This window comes from Qipengyuania polymorpha (genome assembly GCF_019711435.1).
GTDB lineage: Bacteria > Pseudomonadota > Alphaproteobacteria > Sphingomonadales > Sphingomonadaceae > Qipengyuania > Qipengyuania polymorpha.
On record NZ_JAIGNK010000003.1, the window covers coordinates 479106 to 500384 of the forward strand.

Consider the following 21279-nt stretch of genomic DNA (forward strand, 5'->3'; position numbering starts at 1 on the left):
GCTGCCTAGGGCAGCACGTACCGTATTTTCGTCGCGTAATACGAGCGCATGGGCTGGCCGTTCGCATCGAGCGCAGGCTCGAACTTTGCGCGCTCCATGGCGCGGCAAGCCGGCGAATCAAGCGCTTCAAGCTCGGTTGCATCCGACTGGCGGCATTCGATGATCTCGCCCTTCTCATCGACCAGCACGACAAAGCGTACCGAGCCCTGTTCGCCGCGCCGCAGCGCCTTGGAGGGATAATCCGACATAAATCTGCGAATGACCACCTTGGAATTGGTCCATTCGGGACCGCGCTGCATGGTCCGGTGCTGCTCGAGGTCGAGTCCCCAGAACTCCACGAGGTTCTCGGCGCACTGGTTGAGCGCTCTGAGCGCCGGGACGAGGTTCGGTAGTTGCAGGGTAACGATGGTCGTGTCGTCCTGAACGACGCTCAGCATTTCATGACCGACAAATCGTTCTGTCGGGATGCTCGCAAGGCCGGATGCGTTTTCGACGTTCCAGTTGTACTCGATATCCTTGCCCCGCTGATCCGGGGCCGAAAGCGATGTCTCGACCGTCATGAGGGCTGGCTCGTAGTCGCCGAAAGAGCCCTTGCTGTATCGCTCCTCGTAAACGGGCTCGAGAGTGCCGAACCGGAAACCTGCCGGTTTCCTCCATTTCGTTTCGCGGATTGCAGGCCCTGCGACGAGGAAGTCGGCAGTGGTGCTTGGCTCGTCCAGCTCCATCAGCAGGACGTGTTTCGTAGTTCCGTCCCCGAACTCGCGAGCAAGCCTGCACTTCTCGTTGGCCGCGTCGAGGTGCCACGGACTTGAAGGCTTGAGCACGGGGCCGGGTTGGGCCTCTCGCGCATGGAGACCAGGCGCGACCAGCGTGGTCGATGCTGCTGCGGCGAGAACCAGAATTCTCGGTGTACGTGTGCTCATGATGCGAACCCTAGTCATCCTTGATCTTGAACCCATGGGCATCGGCGGAGAAGCCTTCGCCCCGGAGCAGTGTGAACCGGATTGCGGTGAGGACTAGGCTGCGAAGCGAGTTGCCGTCAGCATCCTTCGCCGGCGTGTAACGGGCGTGCTCGACCATCCCGTTGCACGCGGCGTCGCGCAGCACCTTTGCGGTCATCTGGGTGATGACATGGCAATGTTCGACACGCCCATTCGCGCCGATAACAAGGCGCATGTTGACCACGCCGTCCCAGGCTGAACGAGCAGCCTTTGCGGGGTAGTTTTCCTGCAGCTTTTTCGCCCAGACCTGCATGTCGAGGGGCTTCGGGCCGCTTTTGCGGGCCAGCGCAACCTCGTCGGTGATGCCCATGGCGATTAGCTTCTGCTTGTTGCATTCCTCCAGCGCCTCGAAGGGCTCGCGCATGGCGCCGGTTTCCAGTTCGAGCGGGACATCGGCGAGGCCGTGGACGAAATAGGTCTCGCTCTTCTCAATCCGGGCAAGATAGGCCTGCCGGGCCTCTTCGAAGCCGTCCTGTTGTTGTGCCTTGTTCGCCAGGGTGGGGAAGGGAAATCCGGCGACGACAAAGCCATCGAGACCGCCAACGCCGGCTCTTGCCCACATGTCGTATTTGCCCAGCGAATCTGCCGGCAGGAAGCCCGCGTTGATTTCCTTGCGAGGCTTTTCGACCTCGTCGCCGAAGATGCCGAACTGCATGATGGCGCCCGGATGCACCTGCTGGATCGTGAACTTCAGCCGGTTCTCGCCCGAGGCGAAGTCGCGGATGATGGTGCAGCCGTCACCCGAAGTGTTGAGCCGCCACTGGCCTTGCGGCGCATATTTGCTGGATTTGAACTCTTCAGCCGAAGCTTGTGTGGCCGGAACTGCCATCAAGCCAAATAGAGCGGCGAAGAAAGGTAAAAGGCGCAAAGAAAATCCCCCTGTTTCCGGTAAAATACAGGAAGCTGGGGGATTTACAATTTCATTGGATAGTTAGAGCTTTTCGGTCAGCTCCGGCACTGCCTTGAACAGGTCCGCCACGAGGCCGATGTCCGCGACCTGGAAGATCGGGGCGTCTTCGTCCTTGTTGATGGCGATGATGGTCTTGGAATCCTTCATGCCGGCAAGGTGCTGGATCGCGCCCGAGATGCCGATGGCGATGTAGACTTCCGGAGCCACGATCTTGCCGGTCTGGCCGACCTGGTAGTCGTTGGGCACGTAGCCCGCATCGACTGCGGCGCGCGATGCGCCGATGCCTGCGCCGAGCTTGTCCGCCAGGGGCGTGATGATCTGCTCGAAGGTTTCGCCGTCCTTCAGCGCGCGGCCACCCGAAACAATGACCTTGGCGCTGGTGAGTTCGGGACGGTCGCTCTCGGCGATTTCCTGGCTGACGAAGCTGGAGATGCCAGCGTCGGCAGGGCCCGAGATTTCCTCGATTTCGCCCGAACCGCCTTCGGTCGCGGCCTTGTCGAAGGCCGTGCCGCGCACAGTGATGACGAGCTTTTCATCCGAGCTTTCGACGGTCGCAATGGCGTTGCCGGCGTAAATCGGGCGGGTGAAGGTCTTGTCGCCTTCGACCGAGAGGATGTCCGACACCTGCATCACGTCGAGCAACGCTGCGACGCGCGGGGCGATGTTCTTGCCGGTGGTGGTGGCGGGCGCGACAAAAGCATCGTGGTGGCCCATCTGATCGGCGATGAGCGGGGCGACGTTCTCTGCCAGCGCGTGCTCGTAGGCTGCATCGTCGGCGAGGTGGACCTTGCCCACGCCCGCGACCTTGGCGGCCTGTTCGGCAACCGCGCGGCAGCCCGAACCTGCAACCAGCAGGTGGACTTCGCCCAGCTTGCTCGCCGCAGTGACTGCAGCCAGCGTTGCGTCCTTCATCTCGGCATTGTCGTGTTCGACCCAGACGAGAGTTTTCATAGTTCTGTTCCTTTCCAGTCCGGGTTCTTACGCGATGCCGAGCGCTTTGATCTTGGCGACCAGCGCATCGACGTCCTCGACCTTTTCACCAGCCTGGCGAACCGGCGGTTCGGAGACATTGGTGGTCTTGAGGCGCGGCGCGGTGTCGACGCCGTAATCGGACGGGCTCTTGGTATCGAGCGGCTTCTTCTTCGCCTTCATGATGTTCGGCAGCGAAGCATAGCGCGGCTCGTTCAAACGAAGGTCGGTGGTGACGATGGCCGGAAGCGTCAGCTTCACGGTTTCGAGACCGCCATCGACTTCGCGCTTCACCGTAACGCTGTCACCGTCGACTTCGACGGTGTTGGCGAAGGTGCCCTGCGGACGGCCCATGAGGGCAGCGAGCATCTGGCCGGTCTGGTTCGAATCGTCGTCGATTGCCTGCTTGCCGAGCATCACGATGCCCGGGTTTTCCTCTTCGGCAATGGCCTTGAGGATCTTCGCGACGGCAAGCGGTTCGACTTCGTCGTCGGTTTCAACGAGGATCGCGCGGTCTGCACCCATGGCGAGTGCGGTGCGCAGCGTTTCCTGCGCCTTTGCCGGGCCGATGGAGACGGCAACGATTTCTTCCGCCTTGCCGGCTTCCTTGATGCGGATGGCTTCCTCGACGGCGATTTCGTCGAAGGGGTTCATGCTCATCTTGACGTTGGCAAGGTCCACGCCCGAGCCATCGGCCTTCACGCGCGGTTTTACGTTGTAATCGATCACCCGCTTGACGGGGACGAGGATTTTCATGGGGGTTACCTTCCTCTCGATAAGAAACTGTGGCGCCCGCCTAGCTTGCGTTTACGTAAACGTCAAGCGAGGCGGGCCGGAATTCGCATTGCTTGTCCCGCTCCCTCGCCTGCGGAAAACCGCAGGTCAAGCGCGCCGGGCCACTCTTCTTTACTATGGTTCGCGAGGCGAATAGTTTCGCGTGTCAGACGGGAGGTTTGCGATGCGCGGCTGGATGATGATTGCAGGGCCGATCGCCCTTTCGGCGAGCGTGCTTGCCGCTCAGGAAACGCGTGTCGCTCCCGAAGATCATGTTCCGCCTCTCGCTACTCTCGGGCAAATGGACTGGCTGATCGGCCAATGGGTGGGAACTGGAATTGGCGGGGCGCCCGCGATGGAGAGCTGGCTGCCCCCGAGCGGAGGCACCATGGTGGGAATCTTCGTGCAGGAGACCGCCGAGGGCGCAATCCGCTTCACGGAACATCTCTATCTCATGGAGGAGGAGGGCACGCTGGTGCTGCGCCTCAAGCACTTCAACGCCGACCTTACCGGATGGGAGGAGAAGGACGGCATGCTGACCTTCCGCCTCATCGCGGTGGAGGACTGCGCGGCCTATTTCCATGCGCTCACGCTGAAGTGTCGCAATCCCAACTTTCCGGGCGAGGGCATCCTGGCCGCAGTTCGAATGCAGTCAGGCGGGGAGCTGGTATTTCGCTTCGACGCGCTTGGCCCGGACCACCCACAACGTTGCCCAGACGCCATGACTACCTCCGATATGAACGAATGCTACGCCGGCGTGCTTGCCCGCGCTGATGAACGGCGCGAGGCCTATCTCGCAAAGGCAATCGAGCTAAACGCCGACCGGCCGGAGCTGGCGAAGGAAATCGAGGCCAGCGATGCGGCCTTCCTCGCCTATCGCGATGCGGAATGCGGGGCGGTCTACGAAGACTGGAAGGAGGGCACGATCCGCGGCGTGATGGGGCTGACCTGCAGTATCTCCATGACCGACAACCGTACACTGACAATCTGGAGCAACTGGCTCACCTACATGGACAGCACGCCGCCCGTCCTGCCAGAGCCGAAGACCACGCCGTAAAGGAAAAGGCCGCGCCAACACGAAGCCGGCACGGCCTTTCTACCTGTCTGGAAGGGGCGCTCAGGCCGCCTTCTTCACCTCGGCCACGATCTTACGGGCGGCGTCGCCCAGGTCGTCGGCCGGTACGATCGGCAAGCCCGAGTTGGCGAGGATTTCCTTGCCCTTCTCGACATTGGTGCCTTCGAGGCGAACCACCAGCGGCACGTCGAGGTCGACTTCCTTCGCAGCAACCACGATGCCTTCCGCGATGGTGTCGCAGCGCATGATGCCGCCGAAGATGTTGACGAGGATACCCTCGACCGCCGGATCCTTGAGGATGATCTTGAACGCCGCGGTGACCTTCTCGGTCGTCGCGCCGCCGCCCACGTCGAGGAAGTTGGCGGGGAACGCGCCATTCAGCTTGATGATGTCCATCGTCGCCATGGCAAGGCCTGCGCCGTTGACCATGCAGCCAATGTTACCGTCGAGCTTGATGTAGGCAAGGTCGTATTCGCTTGCTTCGACTTCGGCCGGGTCTTCCTCGGTCTCGTCGCGCATCGCTTCCACGTCCTTGTGGCGATAGAGCGAATTGCCGTCGAAGCTCATCTTGGTGTCGAGGACGAGGAGATTACCTTCCTTGTCTTCCACCAGCGGGTTGATCTCGAGCATTTCCATGTCGAGGTCCATGAAGGCGGTGTAAAGCTGCTTGGCGAGCTTCTGTGCCTGCTTGTTGGTGTCGCCCGTCAGCTTGAGCGCGAAGGCCACCGCGCGGCCGTGGTGGGGCATGAAGCCCTGCGCCGGGTCGATGGTGATGGTGGTGATCTTCTCGGGCGTCTCATGCGCGACGTCCTCGATGTCCATGCCGCCTTCGGTCGAAGCGATCATCGCGACCTGGCCGGTAGCGCGATCGACGAGCATGGACAGGTAGTATTCCTTCTCGATGTCGACACCGTCGGTTACGTAGAGGCGGTTGACCTGCTTGCCCTCATCGCCGGTCTGGATGGTCACCAGCGTGTTGCCGAGCATTTCCTTTGCGTTGGCTTCGACGTCCTCGATGCTCTTCGACAGGCGGACGCCGCCCTTGGCATCGGGGCCGAGTTCCTTGAACTTGCCCTTGCCGCGGCCACCGGCGTGGATCTGCGCTTTCACGACATAGAGCGGCCCGGGAAGCTGCTTCGCGCCTGCGACTGCCTCTTCGACGGTCATTGCTGCGTGTCCTGCGGGAACGGCGATGCCGTATTTCGCGAGGAGTTCCTTGGCCTGGTATTCGTGGATGTTCATGTCGGTCGCTATTCCTTCGCGCATGGCTCGCGCGTTTGGGGGGTAGGGAGTCGATGCGCGCATAAGCATACGTAGGCCTTCTTGAAAAGAGCGGGTTTCGGGTGCAGGGCGACCATCACTTCCATGATTGACAGCAAACGCCTCGAATTCATCGTCGGCCACGCCGGCGAGATAGCGCTCGGCCTGTGGCCCGGAGCAGGCGCCGAGCTCGATTCGTGGGAGAAGACCCCCGGCAGCCCGGTGTGCGAGGCGGATCTTGCAGTCGATGCCTTCCTGAAGCGCGAACTGGGAGCCTTGCTGCCGTCTGCCGGCTGGCTGTCCGAAGAGACGGTCGATAATCCCGACCGGCTGGAGCGCGACCTCATCTGGCTGGTCGACCCGGTCGACGGCACGCGCGATTTCATCCGCGGCCGCAAGGGCTGGGCAGTCTCGGTAGCGCTCATCAGCGCCGGACGGCCGCTCATCGGTACGCTCTGCGCGCCTGCGCGCGGCGAGGTGTGGCAGGCAGTGGCGGGGCAGGGCGCGACGCTCAACGGTACGCGCATTTCGGCCTCGACGCGCCAGGAGTTCGCAGGCGCCCGCGTCCCGGCGGCAGACCTGATGAAGCAGGACCGCATGCTCACCAGGGTCGAGCAGCCCAATTCCATCGCCCTGCGCATCGCCATGGTCGCCGACGACCGCGCCGACCTCGTGGCGACGCTGCGCTGGGGCTACGAGTGGGATATCGCGGCTGCTGGTCTCATTGCCCGCGAGGCAGGGGCGGCAATCTCAGACAGCTTCGGTCGCAAGCTCAACTACAACAAGCGCGACCCGCGAGCCTTCGGCGTCATCGCCAGCGCGCCGGGTATTCACGCCGCCACGGTCGAGCATCTTTCCGAACGCGCGAACTCGCTCGCACGCGACTAGGGCCCGAAAAGACTGGGGCACGAAAAAAGGGACCGGAGTGACCCGGCCCCTTCTTTCTGCGACTGTTCGATCTTGCAGGCTTACTGGTTGGCCTGCGCCGCTTCGACATCTTCTTGGTCGAAGGGGATGATCTTGATTTCGACGCGGCGGTTGAGCGGCTCGTTCACGCCGTCGGCCGTCTTCACCTTGAGGTGTTCGTACTGTTCGCCATAGCCCTGCCAGCGGATACGCGAGGAGCTCACGCCCTGGCCGATAAGGTAGTTGGCAACCGCCTGCGCGCGCTGCTCGGACAGGCGCTGGTTGAGTTCGGTCGAACCGGTCGTGTCGGTATAGCCGTATACGTCGACGAGGCTGTTGGGATACTGGATCAGGCTGGCCGCGACATTGTTGAGCGTCGCGCGGAAGGTCGAGTTGATCGTGGCGCTGCCGGTGGCGAAGGTCACGCCATCGGGGAGGTTGACGAGGATGGCTTCACCGCCGTCGACTTCGCTCACGTCGACACCCGAACCGGCGGTCTGTTCCTTCAGTTCCTTGATCTGCTGGTCCATGCGATAGCCGACATAGCCGCCTGCCGCACCGCCGGCTGCTGCGCCGATGATACGTCCGGTCTTGCCGCCGATGACGCCGCCGAGCAGGCCGCCGGCAACCGCGCCGCCGACACCGCCGAGCACGGTGCGCGAAACCTTCTTCTCACCCGTATTCGGGTCGGTCACGCAGGCCGAGGTGCCCATGAGGGCGACTGCCGAAAAGCCTGCGAGGAAAATCCGTGATTTTGTCATGTTCTATTCCCTTTTTTGCGAGCCGGGCTGGCAGAGGGCTCCTGCCCCTGACCCGCCCGAGTGCCTTGGGACGCGCCCACCAGCGTCTCTGGGAGTATCAAACACGTGAATTCACAGCCTGTTCCGAGAAGCGCTGGCAGCGGCGCAGAATTGTGCTAGCGAAAGGCTTGTGACACCCTTTCCCTGGACCGACCTGCTCATCATTGCCGGGCTCATCCTGCTCAACGGCGTCTTCGCCATGAGCGAGCTGGCCATCGTCTCCGCGCGCACGGGCAAGCTGCGCACCGCAGCGAGCGCGGGCAGCGCGGGGGCCAGGACCGCCATCGAGCTGGCTGAGGACCCGGGTAGATTTCTCTCTACCGTGCAAATCGGTATCACGCTGGTGGGCATCGTGGCGGGTGCCTATTCGGGCGCGAGCCTCGGCGGGCCGGTGGGCGAGCGGCTCGAAGCCATCGGGGTACCGGCGGATTGGGCAGCCGAGGCCGGTTTCGCGCTGGTCATCGCGCTGACGACCTATTTCAGCCTCGTGGTCGGCGAGCTGGTGCCCAAGCAGGTCGCCCTGCGCGCAGCCGTGCCGATTGCGGTCACCATGTCGCGGCCGATGGCGCTTCTCGCGAGGGTCGCCGCGCCGCTTGTGTGGCTGCTCGACGCCAGCTCGGGCGCCTTGATACGGCTGCTTGGGGTCAAGCCTGGCGGGCAGAGTTCGGTAACGGCGGAAGAGCTGCACATGCTTTTCGCCGAAGCGACCAATACCGGCGTTATCGAAAGCGAACAGCACCAGATGCTCGCGGGCGTGGTCCGCCTCGCACAGCGTCCGGTGCGCGAGGTGATGACGCCGCGTACCGATGTCGACTGGATCGATGTGAACGCCGGCGAGGCCGCGATTCGCGCGCTGCTCGAGGAAAGCCCGCATTCGGTCTGGCCGGTGGCGGATGGCTCGCCCGACAAGGTGCTCGGCCTCGTGCGGGTGCGCGAGGTGCTGGGGGTCTTGCTGGCAGGCGAGGGCGTGCAGCTCGAGGCGCTGATGACCAAGGCGGAGGTCGTCCCCGACCAGCTCGACGCGGTCGACGCGCTGCGCGTGCTGCAACAGGCCGATATCGCCATGGCGATGGTGCATGACGAATACGGCCACCTCGACGGCATCGTGACCCCGGTGGACCTCCTCACTGCTCTGGTCGGCGATTTCGCCAGCGACCAGGACCCCGACGATACCCCCGGTATCGTAGAGCGCGACGATGGTTCGCTGCTGGTGGCAGGTTCGCTCAGTGCCGACGCACTCGCCGACCGGTTGGCGCTGGACTATGGCGACGACCGCGAGTTCGCCACGGTGGCAGGTTTCTGCCTCGCGGTGCTGAAAAAGCTCCCTGCCGAGGGCGAGTGGTTCGAGGAACAGGGCTGGCGCTTCGAAGTGGTCGACCTCGACGAGCGCCGGATCGATAAGGTCCTGGTAAGCGCAGTGGGGCCTGCGAAGGACGATGACGTCTCGGGCGACTAGACTGCGGGCGTAGTGGCTCTAGGGTTTTTGTTTTTCGAACCGACCTCCGTCGGTTCGTCCTCGCTAGACGTGCAGCAAGCTGCACCCGCTGCGGGCGGGCGGTCGCCCTATGACTGCCGTGACCAAGGGCATACCCGAATTCTGGTAGCGTCGCGCCAAAACCGGGCCGGCGGAGGCCCGGCAAGCGCGACCGCGCGCCCGCAGGTGCTCGACGCGGACACGCGTCGAAACAGCACCGAGGATGAGCCCGCGGAGGCGGGCTCTTAAAACAAGAGAAAGTGATCCCCGGCGATTAGCCGGGTATCACGGCCTGTGCCGATGCGCCGTCACCCTCGGGGGCCGCGATGATGTCGCGGACCACGGTGCCCTTGGCGACCGTGTTGGTTTCTTCCGAACCGACCGAGGAGCGGATGCCCGCCTCGGCTGCACCGGCGCGGTCGAGCGCGCTGGTTTCGACAGAGCTGCGCTGTGCAGGGCCGCCGAAGAGTGCTTCCAAAGTCTGCTCGGCAGCCGAACCTTCTGCCGGGCGCGGAGCGCCGGGAGCCGGCGGCACGAGGTTGAAATCGGGCGGGACCACCAGCGGGGCCTGGCGCTGCACGGCGAACTCGTCCGGACGGTCACGGTTGAGGAAACCGCCGCTGCCACATGCGGCCAGCATGCTGGTGGTGGCGCCAAGAAGGGCGATACGGGCGATGGTGTTCATTACTTGCTCTCCGCGGCGTCTGCCGGCTTGCCTTGCATGAGGTCGTCGACCTCTTCGTCGTCCTTGTCGCGCATGAAGAAGGCGCGGGCAAGGATTATCAGGACGCCGATGGTAATCGCTGCATCGGCAATGTTGAAGATGAGGAAGGGGCGGAATTCCCCGATGTGGAAGTCGGCATAGTCGATGACATAGCCGAGTTCATAGCGGTCCTTGATGTTGCCCAGCGCGCCGCCGAGGATGAGCGACAGGCCGAGGATATCGCCCCACGTCTTCTCGCGGAACATCCAGACGGTCACCACCAGCGCGATGAGCGCGGTCACGCCGACCAGTATCCAGCGCGATTCGAAACTGTCCGCCTCGAACATGCCCATCGAAACGCCGAAATTCTGCGTCCAGCGCAAATCGAAGAAGGGCAGCAGGTCGATGACGCCTTTCTGGCGCAGCTGCAGCGGTTCGACCATGAGCCATTTCACATACTGGTCCACGGCATAGATGACAAAAGCCACGACAACGCCAATCAGGCGCATGCGAAGAAGCGGATTCATGTCAGGCAGCATCCATCTGGGCGACAACGGGTTCGCAGCGGTCGCACAGCGCGCCGTCTTCCGCAACGGAAGGCAGCAGACGCCAGCAACGGCCGCATTTGTGTTCATCGGTGCGCGAGACTTTCACAGTGTCCTCATCGCCGCGCGTCACTGACGCGGTGATGAACAGCTCGGCGAGGTCTTCGTCGGTAAAGCCCTCGGGCACGGCGCTGGCAGGGACCACCACATCGGCCTCGAGGCTGGAGCGGATGGTCTTGTCGCGGCGCAGCGGTTCGATGGCTTCGGTCACGCGCTCGCGCAGCGCGCGCAGCTTGTCCCAGCGCGCCCCGTCGGCGGTGACACCGGGGACCGGCGGCCAGTCGAGCAAATGGACGCTGCCGCCATCGGGATAGCGCGTGGTCCAGACCTCTTCAGCCGTGAACACCAGCACCGGCGCGGCATAGCGTACGAGGGCGTGGAACAGGAGGTCGAGCACGGTGCGATAGGCGTTGCGGCGCGTCGAATCCGGACCGTCGCAATAAAGCGTGTCCTTGCGGATATCGAAGTAGAAGGCCGAGAGGTCCTCGTTGCAGAAATCGACCAGCAGGCGCGTGTAGGTGTTGAAGTCGTACTCTTCGAGCGCCTTCTTCAGCTTGCCGTCGAGGTCCGCCAGCAGCGCAAGGACATAGACTTCCAGTCCGGGAATCTCGCCCGCATCGCCCATGTCGCCGACGAAACCGTCGAGCGCGCCGAGCAGGTAGCGGAAAGTGTTGCGCAGGCGGCGGTACTGGTCGCCCACGCCCTTGAGGATTTCATCGCCGATTCGGTGGTCTTCGGTGAAGTCGACGCTCAATGCCCAGAGGCGGATGATGTCGGCGCCGTACTGCTCCATCACCTTCAGCGGGTCGATGGTGTTGCCGAGGCTCTTCGACATCTTCTTGCCGTCGCTCGCCATGGTGAAGCCGTGGGTCAGCACCGCGTCATAGGGCGCGCGCCCGCGGGTGGCGGAGCTTTCGAGCAGGCTCGACTGGAACCAGCCGCGATGCTGGTCACTGCCTTCGAGATAGAGGTCGGCAGGCCAGCGCTGTTCGGGCCAGCGGTCGCCTTCGAGAGTGAAGGCGTGGGTGCAGCCCGAATCGAACCAGACGTCGAGAATGTCGGTGACCATTTCGAATTCTGCCGGATCGTGGGCGGCGCCAAGGTACTCGGCCTTGCGAGATTCGTCCCAGGCATCGACGCCCTGTTCGCGCACCGCTGCGACCACGCGGGCGTTGACCTGCGGATCTTGCAGATAGGTGCCGTCGCTGCGGACGAAGAGCGTGATCGGCACGCCCCATGCGCGCTGGCGGGAGAGCACCCAGTCGGGACGGCCCTCGACCATCGAGCCGATGCGGCGGCGGCCCTTTTCGGGATAGAACTTCACCCGCTCGATTTCGCGCATGGCGATTTCGCGCAAGGTCGAGTGGTCCTTGCTTGTGGCCATGGCGACAGCGGCGCCAAAGCCTTCGGGCACGGCGACATCGAAGTCGCCCGTGTCGAGCGGCTTGTCCATCGGCACGAACCACTGCGGCGTGCAGCGGTAGATGACCTTGGCCTTGGAGCGCCACGAATGCGGATAGGAGTGTGCGTAGTCGTCGCTGGCCGAAAGCAGCGCGCCTGCTTCGCGCAGGTCCGAACAGATCGGCCCGTCGGGCGAATTGAACGCCTTGTTGATCACCGCGCGGCGGCGGTCGTCGCTGCCGCCAAGCCATTCCCAGTCCTCGCGATAGCGCCCGTCGCCCATGACCGCGAAAACCGGCTCGATGCCGTGCTCGCGGCAAAGCAGGAAGTCGTCCTCGCCATGGTCGGGCGACATATGGACAAGGCCCGTTCCGCTGTCGGTGGTGACGAAATCGCCCGCCAGCAGCGGACGGGGCTTCGCGTAGAACCCGCCGAGATGGTGCATCGGGTGACGCGCGACGGTTCCGGCGAGGTCGGAGCCTAAGTAAAAGTCGCTGACGGCGTTCGCTTTCGCACAAAGTCCAGCTGCGTGAAGTCGCTCCTGAAATGCTTCAGAAAGTTCGGTGGCTACTAGATAACGACCGATGGGTTCGACATTATCGTCGAGCGCTTCGATAAGAACGTAATCGACATCCGGTCCATAGGCCAAAGCTTGGTTCACCGGGATCGTCCACGGCGTGGTGGTCCAGATTACCGCATGCGCGCCGACCAGTTCCTTAATCGGCGATTCCACGATCTCGAACGCCACGTCGATCTGGGTCGAGGTGATATCCTCGTATTCGACCTCGGCCTCGGCCAGCGCGGTTTCTTCGACCGGCGACCACATCACCGGCTTCGATCCGCGATAGAGGTTTCCGGCCTCGGCGAACTTCATCAGCTCGGCAACGATGGTCGCCTCGCTTTCAAACTGCATGGTGAGGTACGGATTGTCGAAATCCGCCATCAGGCCGAGGCGTTTGAGCTGTTCGCGCTGAACATCGACCCATTTCTGCGCATAGGCGCGGCATTCGGCGCGGAATTCGCTTGGCGGAATCGCGTTCTTGTCGCGCTTCTTCTTGCGAAACTGTTCCTCTACCTTCCACTCGATCGGCAGGCCGTGGCAGTCCCAGCCGGGCACGAAAGGCGCATTCTTGCCAAGCAGCGTCTGCGAACGCACCACCATGTCCTTGAGGATACGGTTCAGCGCATGGCCGATATGCATGTCGCCATTGGCGTAGGGCGGGCCGTCGTGAAGGATGAACTTCTCGCGGTCCTTGCGGCTCTCGCGCAGCTCTTCATAGAGGTTTTCTTCCTGCCAGCGCGCAAGGATCTTCGGCTCCTTTGCGGGGAGGCCGGCCTTCATGGGAAAATCGGTCTTGGGAAGGAAGACCGTGTCTCTGTAATCGCGCTGTTCAGTCATTGCCGCGCGCGCTTAGAAGATGGCGCGCTTTCTCGCAATCTTTCTCCATCTGCGCGACCAAATCATCGAGGGAAGCGAACTTCGCCTCACCGCGCAGGAAGTGGTGGAAGGCGACTTCGATTTCCTGACCGTAGAGGTCGCCGGAGAAATCGAAGAAATAGGGTTCGAGCAGTTCCTTGGGTGGTTCGAACTGCGGGCGCACGCCGATATTGGCCGCGCCCTGCAGCTCTTGCCCGGTCGAGAGGATGCGGCCCGTGACGGCGTAGATGCCGTATTTCGGGCGCAGGTAGCTCTCGATGGAAAGGTTGGCGGTGGGGTAGCCGATGGTACGGCCGCGCTTGTCGCCATGTTCGACCACGCCGCGAATCGCGAAGGGGCGGGTGAGGAGGCGCGCAGCCTCCTGCGGGTCGCCGTCGCGCAGGGCCTCGCGCACGCGGCTGGAGGAGACCGCCTCGCCGCCGTCCATCACCGGCTCGACCGCGCGCGCTTCGATGCCGACCTCGCGGCCAAGTTCGACCAGCCGCTCGAAATTTCCGCCGCGCGCCTTGCCGAAGGTGAAATCGCCCCCGGTGACGACGCCCTTCGCGCCGAGCTTTTCAGCAAGCAACACGCGGACGAAATCTTCCGCCGTCGTTCCGGCCAGCTCGCCGTCGAAATGGAATACCAGCATCGCGGTGGCCCCGGCGGCAAGGTAGAGTTCCTGCCGCTGTTCGAGCGTGGTCAGCCGGAACGGCTCGGCATCGGGCTTGAAGAAGCGCACCGGATGCGGGTCGAAGGTGGCGATGATGGAGGGCCGACCCTCGGCGCGCGCCCAGTCGATGGCTTCCTTCGCCACCGCCTGGTGGCCGAGGTGGAACCCGTCGAAATTGCCGAGCGCGATGATGGCGCCGCGCAGGCTCTCGGGCAGCGGGTCGCGGTGGTCGAGGAACCTCACGCGGCTGGTTCCCCGATGCGGGTGTAGGTGAGGAAGGAATAGGACGGCCTGTCGCCTTCCGCCTCGAAATCCTCGCGCCCGGCAATTTCCCATTCGGGGCCGAGCGGGGGCATGAAGACGTCGCCGTCGAAATCGCGGTGGATTTCGGTGAGTTCGATTTTCTCGGCAAGCGGCATGAAAACGTCGAAAATCGCCGCGCCGCCGATGACCGCGATGTCGCCTTCGCCCGCCTTGGCGAGGGCTTCCTCGACCGAGCGCACCACTTCTGCGCCGGTCGAATCCCAGCGCTCGCGCCGCGTGAGCACGATGTGGCGGCGACCGGGCAGGAGGCCGGGCAGGCTCTCGAAGGTCTTGCGGCCCATGATCATCGGGCTGCCCATCGTCAGCGCCTTGAAGCGCTTCAAGTCGGCGGGGAGGTGCCATGGCAGGCGGCCTTCCTTGCCGATCGCGCCATTGGCGGCGCGGGCGTAGATGAGGAACAGGCTCATCCGCGGGTGTCGCGCGAGACCAGCGTGAGGTGGCCCATCTTGCGCCCCTCTTTCGCCTCGGCCTTGCCGTAGTCGTGCAGGTGCGCGCGCGAATCGGAGAGGTGGCGGTGCGCCTCCTCGATATCGCTGCCGAGGATGTTGCGCATTTCCACCCGCGCAGCGGTGGTGCGGGTGTCGCCCAGCGGCAGCCCGGCGACGGCGCGGATGTGGTTCTCGAACTGGCTCGTGGCTGCGCCCTCAATGGTCCAGTGGCCCGAATTGTGCACCCGCGGCGCCATCTCGTTGAACACGGGCCCTCCGTGCGTGGCGAAGAATTCGAGCGTCAGCACACCGACATATTTCAGCGCATCGGCCACCTTGCGCGCCAGCTCGCGCGCTTCGGCGACCTGCGCATCGATTTCCTTGGTGGCCGGATAATGCGAGGCGGAGAGGATACCGCCCTCATGCACATTGCGGGTCGAATCCCAGAAACGGATTTCGCCTTCCTGGCTGCGCACGAGGATGACCGAAAATTCGGCGTCGAATTCGACAAAGCCTTCGTAGACGCAGGGTGCATCGGGGAATTTCAGCGCGGAGGCCTCGTGCACCGACATGATGCGCCACTGGCCCTTGCCGTCGTATCCGTCGCGGCGGGTCTTGAGGATGCCGGGTGCACCCAGCCGGTCCACCGCGCTTTCGAGGTCATAGCCCGAATCGCACTTGGCATAGGCTGCGGGCCTGCCGCCGAGACCCTCGATGAAGCGCTTTTCGTTCAGCCGGTCCTGCGCGGTTTCGAGCGCGAGCGGGTCGGGGAAAATCTTGGCCTGCGGAATGGCGCGGGCGGTGTCGACGGGGACGTTCTCGAATTCCCATGTCACCACATCGCAGCGCTCCGCAAAAGCGGCGAGGGCAGTTTCGTCGTCCCACCCGGCGCTGATGAATTCGTCGTTCACGCTGTGGCTGACATTGTCGCCTTCGGGCGCATAGCCGATTGTGCGATAGCCCAATTGCGCGGCGCTCATGGCCATCATCCGGCCAAGCTGGCCGCCACCGAGGATACCGATGGTGGACCCGCGTTTGAGCATCAGTCTTCGGGCCTCTCGGTCACGGCGTCGCAGCGCGCCTGTCGCCAGTCCTTGAGGCGCTGCGAAAGGCCGGCATCATTGTTGGCGAGAATGGCGGCTGCGAAGAGGCCTGCATTGGTCGCGCCTGCCTCGCCGATGGCGAGCGTGCCCACGGGAACACCGGCGGGCATCTGGACGATGGAGAGCAGGCTGTCCTGTCCCGAAAGCGCCTTCGACTGCACCGGCACGCCGAGCACCGGCACGTGGGTCAGTGCGGCAATCATGCCCGGCAGATGCGCCGCGCCACCTGCGCCTGCGATGATGACCTGAAAGCCTTCACTCTCGGCGGCCTTGGCGAAGTCGTACATCCGGTCGGGCGTGCGATGGGCTGACACGATGCGGACATCGGTCTCGACGCCCAGTTCCGCCAGCACCTCGGCGGCGCATTTCATCGTGGACCAGTCCGACTGGCTGCCCATAACGATTGCGACCTTTGCTCCTCCCCCTTGAGCCATCTTACGCGTCCTTCAGGTAATAGCGTTCGCCCTTGGGCGTCGTGCTGTCGAATTCGTAGACGATGGGCTGGCCGGTCGGGATTTCGAGGCCGGTAATCTCGTCATCTGAGATGTTCGACAAGTGCTTCACCAGCGCGCGCAGCGAATTGCCGTGGGCTGAGATAATGACCGTCTCGCCCTTGCCCAGCAGCGGGAGGATCGCCTCCTCCCAGTAAGGCAGCACCCGCTCGATGGTGAGCTTGAGGCTCTCGGTCAGCGGTACGTCGATACCTGCGTAGCGCGGGTCGTCCGACAGGTCGAACTCGCTGCCGCGCTCCATTTCGGGCGGCGGAACGTCGAAACTGCGGCGCCAGATGTGGACCTGCTCGTCGCCATGTTTGTCGCGCGTCTGCTGCTTGTCGAGGCCGGTGAGGCCGCCATAATGGCGCTCGTTCAGGTGCCAGTCGCGGGTCACCGGGATCCACAGCCGGTCGCATTCTTCGAGTGCGAGGTTGAGCGTCTTGATGGCGCGTTTCTGGAGCGAGGTGAAGGCGGTGGTGGGCAGCACGCCTTTGGCCTTCATCAGCCGTCCGGCCTCGCGTGCTTCTGCTTCGCCCTTTTCGGTGAGGTCGACATCCCACCAGCCGGTGAAACGGTTGGCGAGGTTCCACTCGCTCTGGCCGTGGCGAACGAGGATCAGCTTCGACATATTCGCTCCCGTTTTCGGCTCCGGCCCGCTCCCCCACCCGGCCACCCACGGCACGATACTGTTTGGGTGGCCGGGTGGGGGAGTGGGCTGGCACCGCATCCCCGCACAAGCGGGATAACTATAGGCAGTGCGCGTTAGCGTTCCGAATCTGGCTTGGAAACCCCGTCTGCGCCCGATTCGCGCATTTCGCGGGTCTGGGTTTTCCTGCGGCGCAGGTTCTCACGAAGTTTCGCGGCGAGGCGTTCCTCGCGTGTCATCTTGTCGTTTGCGGCGCTCATGACGCATTCCTTTTGCGAATTTCGCTTTACGGGGCAAGCGAAGGTTGACTTATCCGCCGCGTCTGCCAATAGCGCGCGCCTCCACCCCATCGGTAACACCGACGGGCAGCATGTGCTGCTGTAGCTCAGTGGTAGAGCGCACCCTTGGTAAGGGTGAGGCCGGGAGTTCAATCCTCCCCAGCAGCACCATTTTTTTGAAGAAAAAATGGTTTTCTTGGCGTTTCGCTCGCACCTCCGTGCGAGCGTCCTCGGCGCTGTTTCGACGCGTGCCGCGTCGAGCACCTGCGGTCGGCCAGTCGGCCTCTGACTGCCGTGACCAAGAACAGGTCAGCCTATCTGGCGATGTCTCGGTCCGCGACCAGCGGACCGCAAGGGCGACCGCCCGCCCGCAGCGGGTGCAGCTTGCTGCACGTCTAGCGAGGACGAACCGACGGAGGCCGGTTCGAAAAACAAAAACTCAAACCTCTCCCCTTGCGCCAGCGTTCTCAGGACGGCACCCCTCGCAACAAGAGGAGACATCGATGGATTTCCGCCTTACCGACCAACAGCGCGAGCTTCGGGATGCTGCGCGGAGCTTTGCGCGCAAGGAATTGCCGGACCTCGCGCGCGAGATGGAGGAGAAGGACTTCTGTGTGCCTGCCGACATGGTGCGGCGGTATGGCGAGATGGGGTTTCTCGGGGTGAACTTGCCCGAGCAGTATGGCGGGCTGGGGCTCGGCCATCTCGAGGCGCTGCTGGTGCTCGAGCAGTTCGCGATGATTTCCAACGCGGTCGCCTTTCCTATTTTCGAGGCGCTGGTGGGTCCTGCACGCACTATCGAGCGGTTCGGCTCGGACGCACTAAAGGCGCGGATAATTCCCGAGGTAGTCAGCGGCGAATCGACGGTGGCGGTGTCGATGTCCGAGCCAGATGCAGGGACCGCGCTCACCGATCTTTCCACCCGTGCGCGCGACGAGGGCGACCACTTTGTCCTCGATGGCAACAAGCGCTGGACCTCGGGCGCAGGGCATGCGCGCTACTATGTCGTATATACCCGCCTCTCGGATGCGCCCGGTGCGAAGGGCATCGGCGCGCTGCTGGTCGACAAGGCGATGGAAGGCGTTTCCTTCGGCCAGCGCGAGCAATTGATGGGCTTCCGCGGTATCGACACTCGTGACATCACCTTCGACAGCGTAATGGTCCCGCGCGAGAACCTCATCGTGCCCGCGGGCGGGTTCGGTAAGCTGATGAGCGCCTTCGGCCTGGAACGCTGCGGGAATGCGACGCAATCGCTCGGCCTTGCCGCCGCCGCGCTCGAACAGGCGACCGAATATGTCCAGGAGCGGACCGCTTTCGGCAAGCCCATCGTCGATTTCCAGGCGGTGCAGATGCGGCTGGCAGAGATGGCGATGCAGGTCGAGGCCGCGCGCCTCCTCATCTACCGCGCCGCTGCCAATGCCGAACACAATGAAGACGGCCTTCCGAGCGTCTATGAAAGCTCGACCGCCAAGTGCTTTGCTAATGAAATCGTCCGCAGCGTAACCGCCAACGGCATGCAGGTGATGGGCGGCTACGGCTATCACAAGGAATACGGCATGGAGCAGCGCGTGCGCGACGGTTTTGCCTGGGGCATCGCGGGCGGGACCACCGATGTGCAGAAAACCAATATCGCGGCGGCCATCGTCGGGCGGCGCTTCGACCAAAGGCGTTGACGCGCGCGCTGTCTTGCATAGGTAAGGCGGTATGGACGAGACACACGATACTCCGAGCGCCAGCGCGCCGGAAAAACTGACCCCGCTGGACCCGCGCTACAAGACGCTGATGCGGACCGTAGCAGCAATCGTCGCCTTCGGGCTGTTCATCGCCGCCACCATTTCCGAATTCGCCATCGACGGCTGGACCGGCGTGGTGTGGGTGCCTGCAGTGCTCGTTATCGCCTATATCGTGCTTTACTTGCCGATGCGCCGCTATGCGACGCGCGGCTACTCGCTCGCCGAGGAGCGCCTGCGCGTGGTGCGCGGGGTGCTGTTCCATTCGGATACCGTTGTCCCCTTCGGCCGTGTCCAGCATATCGACGTCGACCAAGGGCCCCTCGAGCGCGGCTTCGGGCTGGCGACGCTGACGGTGCATACAGCAGGCTCACACAATGCCTCGGTTTCGCTGCCCGGCCTTGCGCATGAGGATGCGCTGGCGATGCGCGAGGACATCCGCGCCGCCATCCGCCGCGATACGCAATGAACGACGTGGACACAGGCGCGCGGCGCACCGACCCCAAGGGCTTCCTCGTGCGCGCCGCAACGATGCTCGCGCAGCTGGTCATCCCGCTCGGTGTGGCGGCGGTAACGGTTTTCGACGATGGCGAGCTGTCGGGCAAGCTGGCGTGGGCCGCGCCCTTTGTCGTCGCGCTCATCCTGTTCAATGTGCTGGTCGCCTACCTCCAGTGGACGCGGCTGACCTACACCGTCGGCGACAGCGACATTCGCGTCGAGAGCGGTGTGTTGTCGCGCGCCGCGCGCTCGGTGCCCTACGAGCGCATCCAGGATGTCAGCCTCGAGCAGAAACTGCTCCCGCGCCTGTTCGGCCTCGTCGAGGTGAAATTCGAGACCGGCGCGGGCGGCAAGGACGATTTGTCGCTCACCTATCTCTCCGAGGCGGAGGGCGAACGGCTGCGCGAATTGGTCCGCAGCCGCCAGGAAGACGAGGTCATGGTCGCGGATGGGGCCGAGAAGGCTTCGGTCGAAGAAGCCACACCGCTCTTCACCATGGGTCCGAAGCGTGTCCTCACCTTTGGCCTGTTCGAATTTTCGCTCGCGGTGGTCGCCGTGCTGGCCGGTCTGGCGCAACAATTCGATTTTCTCCTGCCGTTCGACCTGTGGGATATCGAGGAATGGGAGCAGCGCCTTGCCGGACCGGGCCAGTGGCTTGCCGGGCTCGGCGCGCTGGCGCAGGTCGTCGGAGTCGCTGCCGCCCTGCTCACACTGGGCGCGGTTGGGGTCGCGACCGGTCTCGTGCGTACAAGCTTGCGAGAATGGAATTTCCGCCTCGAACAGACTGCCAAGGGCCTGCGCAGGCGGCGCGGGCTGCTGACGCGGACCGACCTCGTCATGCCCGTCCGCCGCGTCCAAGCGCTGCGTCTGGAGACCGGATTCCTGCGCCGTCACTTCGGCTGGCACGGCCTCAAGGTCATCAGCCTCGCCAGCGACAGCGGGGCGGCGAATCACGATGCCGTACCCTTCGGCCAGATGGAGGAAATCGCGCCGGTCGTGGGTGTGACGGGCTTCGCGCTGCCGCCCGCCGATTTGCAATGGGAGCGGGCGCTCAAACGCTACCGCACCGACAAGGTGGTGCTGGCGGCGCTCTTGCTGCTGCCCGCGACCCTCGTAACGGCAATCATCGGCGAGAGCTGGTTGTGGCTCGCCCCCTTAGGCAGCCTCGCATTCGTCATGCTCGACCAGTGGTGGGGCTGGCGCAATGCCTGGCGGGCGCTGGGCGAACGGCAGCTCTATTCGCGCCACGGCTGGTTCACTTCCAGCCTCGCCATCGCCTCGCGCGTGAAGCTGCAGTCGGTCGAGGTTTCTCAAGGCCCGATTGCCCGCCTGCGTGGCTATGCGAGCCTTCACCTTGGACTTGCCGGCGGGCGACTGCGTATACACGGCATGCCGGTCGAGGAGGCCTATGCGTGGCGCAAGGCGTTGTGCGAGAGCATGGCCCGCAACGACTTCGGCGAACTGCTCGAGAGAAGCGGCTCCTAGGCGCGCAGGTTGGCCAGATCCTTGTGCCGGTCGAAATAGCGTTCGACATAGGAGCAGTCGGGCGCAATCTTGAATCCGTGCTGGCGTGCGTCGGAGATCATGGCCTTGACCAATTGCTCGGCCACGCCCTTTCCACGGGCTTGCGGCGGGACGTAGGTGTGTTCGGCATGACGCACGCCCCCGCGGTCGGTCCAGCTTAGCTTGGCAACGCTGTCGCTTTTTTCCAATTTCGCAACATAGTCTCCATGAGTGACCCTGTCGCGACGTTCTATTTCCAGTTCTGCGATACCCATGTTCTTTTCTTTCCTTGCTGTCTTTCGAACGC

22 protein-coding genes and 1 tRNA gene are annotated in these 21279 nt (G+C 63.7%); 7 read left to right on the forward strand and 16 right to left on the reverse strand.

Features of this window, described 5'->3' with window-relative positions; genetic code table 11:
- Positions 1-5: 5 nt before the first annotated feature.
- From K3152_RS11175 to K3152_RS11190, 4 genes are all read right to left on the reverse strand, one after another.
- A complete protein-coding gene (locus K3152_RS11175; RefSeq protein WP_221574173.1) occupies positions 6-923 on the reverse strand; it encodes an energy transducer TonB in 918 nt (305 codons plus the stop codon).
- A 10-nt stretch (positions 924-933) separates the two neighbouring features.
- On the reverse strand, positions 934-1830 hold the full coding sequence (locus K3152_RS11180; protein WP_221574174.1) for an energy transducer TonB: 897 nt from the start codon (positions 1828-1830) through the stop codon (positions 934-936).
- A gap of 102 nt (positions 1831-1932) precedes the next feature.
- On the reverse strand, positions 1933-2862 hold the full coding sequence (locus tag K3152_RS11185) for an electron transfer flavoprotein subunit alpha/FixB family protein (RefSeq protein WP_221574175.1): 930 nt from the start codon (positions 2860-2862) through the stop codon (positions 1933-1935).
- A 27-nt stretch (positions 2863-2889) separates the two neighbouring features.
- Complete coding sequence (locus K3152_RS11190; RefSeq protein WP_221574176.1) at positions 2890-3636, reverse strand: electron transfer flavoprotein subunit beta/FixA family protein; 747 nt, start codon at positions 3634-3636, stop codon at positions 2890-2892.
- A gap of 202 nt (positions 3637-3838) precedes the next feature.
- Between K3152_RS11190 and K3152_RS11195 the strand changes: the two genes are divergently transcribed.
- Positions 3839-4711, forward strand: a complete 873-nt coding sequence (locus K3152_RS11195; protein ID WP_221574177.1) for a DUF6265 family protein — start codon at positions 3839-3841, stop codon at positions 4709-4711.
- 60 nt (positions 4712-4771) lie between these two features.
- On the opposite strand, the gene sucC is transcribed toward K3152_RS11195, so the two are convergent.
- Positions 4772-5971 carry an ADP-forming succinate--CoA ligase subunit beta gene (gene sucC, locus K3152_RS11200; protein WP_040964818.1) on the reverse strand — a complete coding sequence of 400 codons (1200 nt, stop codon included), beginning with the start codon at positions 5969-5971 and terminating at the stop codon, positions 4772-4774.
- Between the two features lie 123 nt (positions 5972-6094).
- Here sucC and K3152_RS11205 point away from each other — a divergent pair, with 123 nt between their 5' ends.
- Positions 6095-6877 (forward strand): 3'(2'),5'-bisphosphate nucleotidase CysQ, encoded by a 783-nt coding sequence (locus K3152_RS11205; RefSeq protein ID WP_221574178.1) that lies wholly within the window; start codon positions 6095-6097, stop codon positions 6875-6877.
- Between the two features lie 80 nt (positions 6878-6957).
- Here K3152_RS11205 and K3152_RS11210 read toward each other — a convergent pair whose 3' ends face one another.
- Positions 6958-7656, reverse strand: a complete 699-nt coding sequence (locus K3152_RS11210) for a YiaD family glycine zipper/OmpA-like lipoprotein (RefSeq protein WP_221574179.1) — start codon at positions 7654-7656, stop codon at positions 6958-6960.
- Between the two features lie 169 nt (positions 7657-7825).
- Between K3152_RS11210 and K3152_RS11215 the strand changes: the two genes are divergently transcribed.
- Positions 7826-9151, forward strand: a complete 1326-nt coding sequence (locus tag K3152_RS11215; RefSeq protein WP_221574180.1) for a hemolysin family protein — start codon at positions 7826-7828, stop codon at positions 9149-9151.
- A 292-nt stretch (positions 9152-9443) separates the two neighbouring features.
- Here K3152_RS11215 and K3152_RS11220 read toward each other — a convergent pair whose 3' ends face one another.
- From K3152_RS11220 to K3152_RS11260, 9 genes are all read right to left on the reverse strand, one after another.
- On the reverse strand, positions 9444-9854 hold the full coding sequence (locus K3152_RS11220) for a DUF3035 domain-containing protein (protein ID WP_221574181.1): 411 nt from the start codon (positions 9852-9854) through the stop codon (positions 9444-9446).
- Complete coding sequence (gene lspA, locus K3152_RS11225) at positions 9854-10399, reverse strand: signal peptidase II (protein WP_221574182.1); 546 nt, start codon at positions 10397-10399, stop codon at positions 9854-9856. The genes K3152_RS11220 and lspA overlap by 1 nt, the downstream gene beginning before the upstream one ends.
- Before the next feature lies 1 nt (position 10400).
- A complete protein-coding gene (gene ileS / locus K3152_RS11230; protein ID WP_221574183.1) occupies positions 10401-13277 on the reverse strand; it encodes an isoleucine--tRNA ligase in 2877 nt (958 codons plus the stop codon).
- Positions 13270-14211, reverse strand: coding sequence for a bifunctional riboflavin kinase/FAD synthetase (locus K3152_RS11235; RefSeq protein ID WP_221574184.1), 942 nt, complete (start codon positions 14209-14211; stop codon positions 13270-13272). The genes ileS and K3152_RS11235 overlap by 8 nt, the downstream gene beginning before the upstream one ends.
- Positions 14208-14699, reverse strand: a complete 492-nt coding sequence (locus tag K3152_RS11240; RefSeq protein WP_221574185.1) for a dihydrofolate reductase — start codon at positions 14697-14699, stop codon at positions 14208-14210. The genes K3152_RS11235 and K3152_RS11240 overlap by 4 nt, the downstream gene beginning before the upstream one ends.
- On the reverse strand, positions 14696-15763 hold the full coding sequence (locus K3152_RS11245) for a 5-(carboxyamino)imidazole ribonucleotide synthase (RefSeq protein WP_221574186.1): 1068 nt from the start codon (positions 15761-15763) through the stop codon (positions 14696-14698). The genes K3152_RS11240 and K3152_RS11245 overlap by 4 nt, the downstream gene beginning before the upstream one ends.
- Positions 15763-16257 (reverse strand): 5-(carboxyamino)imidazole ribonucleotide mutase, encoded by a 495-nt coding sequence (purE, locus tag K3152_RS11250; protein WP_221574187.1) that lies wholly within the window; start codon positions 16255-16257, stop codon positions 15763-15765. Before purE ends, K3152_RS11245 begins: the two co-directional genes overlap by 1 nt.
- Before the next feature lies 1 nt (position 16258).
- Positions 16259-16945 (reverse strand): 2,3-diphosphoglycerate-dependent phosphoglycerate mutase, encoded by a 687-nt coding sequence (gene gpmA, locus K3152_RS11255; RefSeq protein WP_221574188.1) that lies wholly within the window; start codon positions 16943-16945, stop codon positions 16259-16261.
- 134 nt (positions 16946-17079) lie between these two features.
- Positions 17080-17223, reverse strand: coding sequence for a hypothetical protein (locus K3152_RS11260; protein WP_221574189.1), 144 nt, complete (start codon positions 17221-17223; stop codon positions 17080-17082).
- A gap of 114 nt (positions 17224-17337) precedes the next feature.
- Here K3152_RS11260 and K3152_RS11265 point away from each other — a divergent pair.
- From K3152_RS11265 to K3152_RS11280, 4 genes are all read left to right on the forward strand, one after another.
- Positions 17338-17412: transfer RNA gene (locus K3152_RS11265), tRNA-Thr, on the forward strand.
- A 332-nt stretch (positions 17413-17744) separates the two neighbouring features.
- The gene (locus tag K3152_RS11270; RefSeq protein WP_221574190.1) at positions 17745-18914 is read left to right on the forward strand and encodes an acyl-CoA dehydrogenase family protein; all 1170 of its coding nucleotides are present in this window, start codon (positions 17745-17747) and stop codon (positions 18912-18914) included.
- Between the two features lie 31 nt (positions 18915-18945).
- Complete coding sequence (locus tag K3152_RS11275) at positions 18946-19440, forward strand: PH domain-containing protein (RefSeq protein WP_247713356.1); 495 nt, start codon at positions 18946-18948, stop codon at positions 19438-19440.
- Entirely contained in the window at positions 19437-20954 is a 1518-nt protein-coding gene (locus K3152_RS11280; RefSeq protein ID WP_221574191.1) for a PH domain-containing protein, read from the forward strand. The genes K3152_RS11275 and K3152_RS11280 overlap by 4 nt, the downstream gene beginning before the upstream one ends.
- On the opposite strand, the gene K3152_RS11285 is transcribed toward K3152_RS11280, so the two are convergent.
- Positions 20951-21247 (reverse strand): GNAT family N-acetyltransferase, encoded by a 297-nt coding sequence (locus tag K3152_RS11285; RefSeq protein WP_221574192.1) that lies wholly within the window; start codon positions 21245-21247, stop codon positions 20951-20953. The two genes, K3152_RS11280 and K3152_RS11285, sit on opposite strands and share 4 nt — an antisense overlap.
- Between the last annotated feature and the right edge of the window lie 32 nt (positions 21248-21279).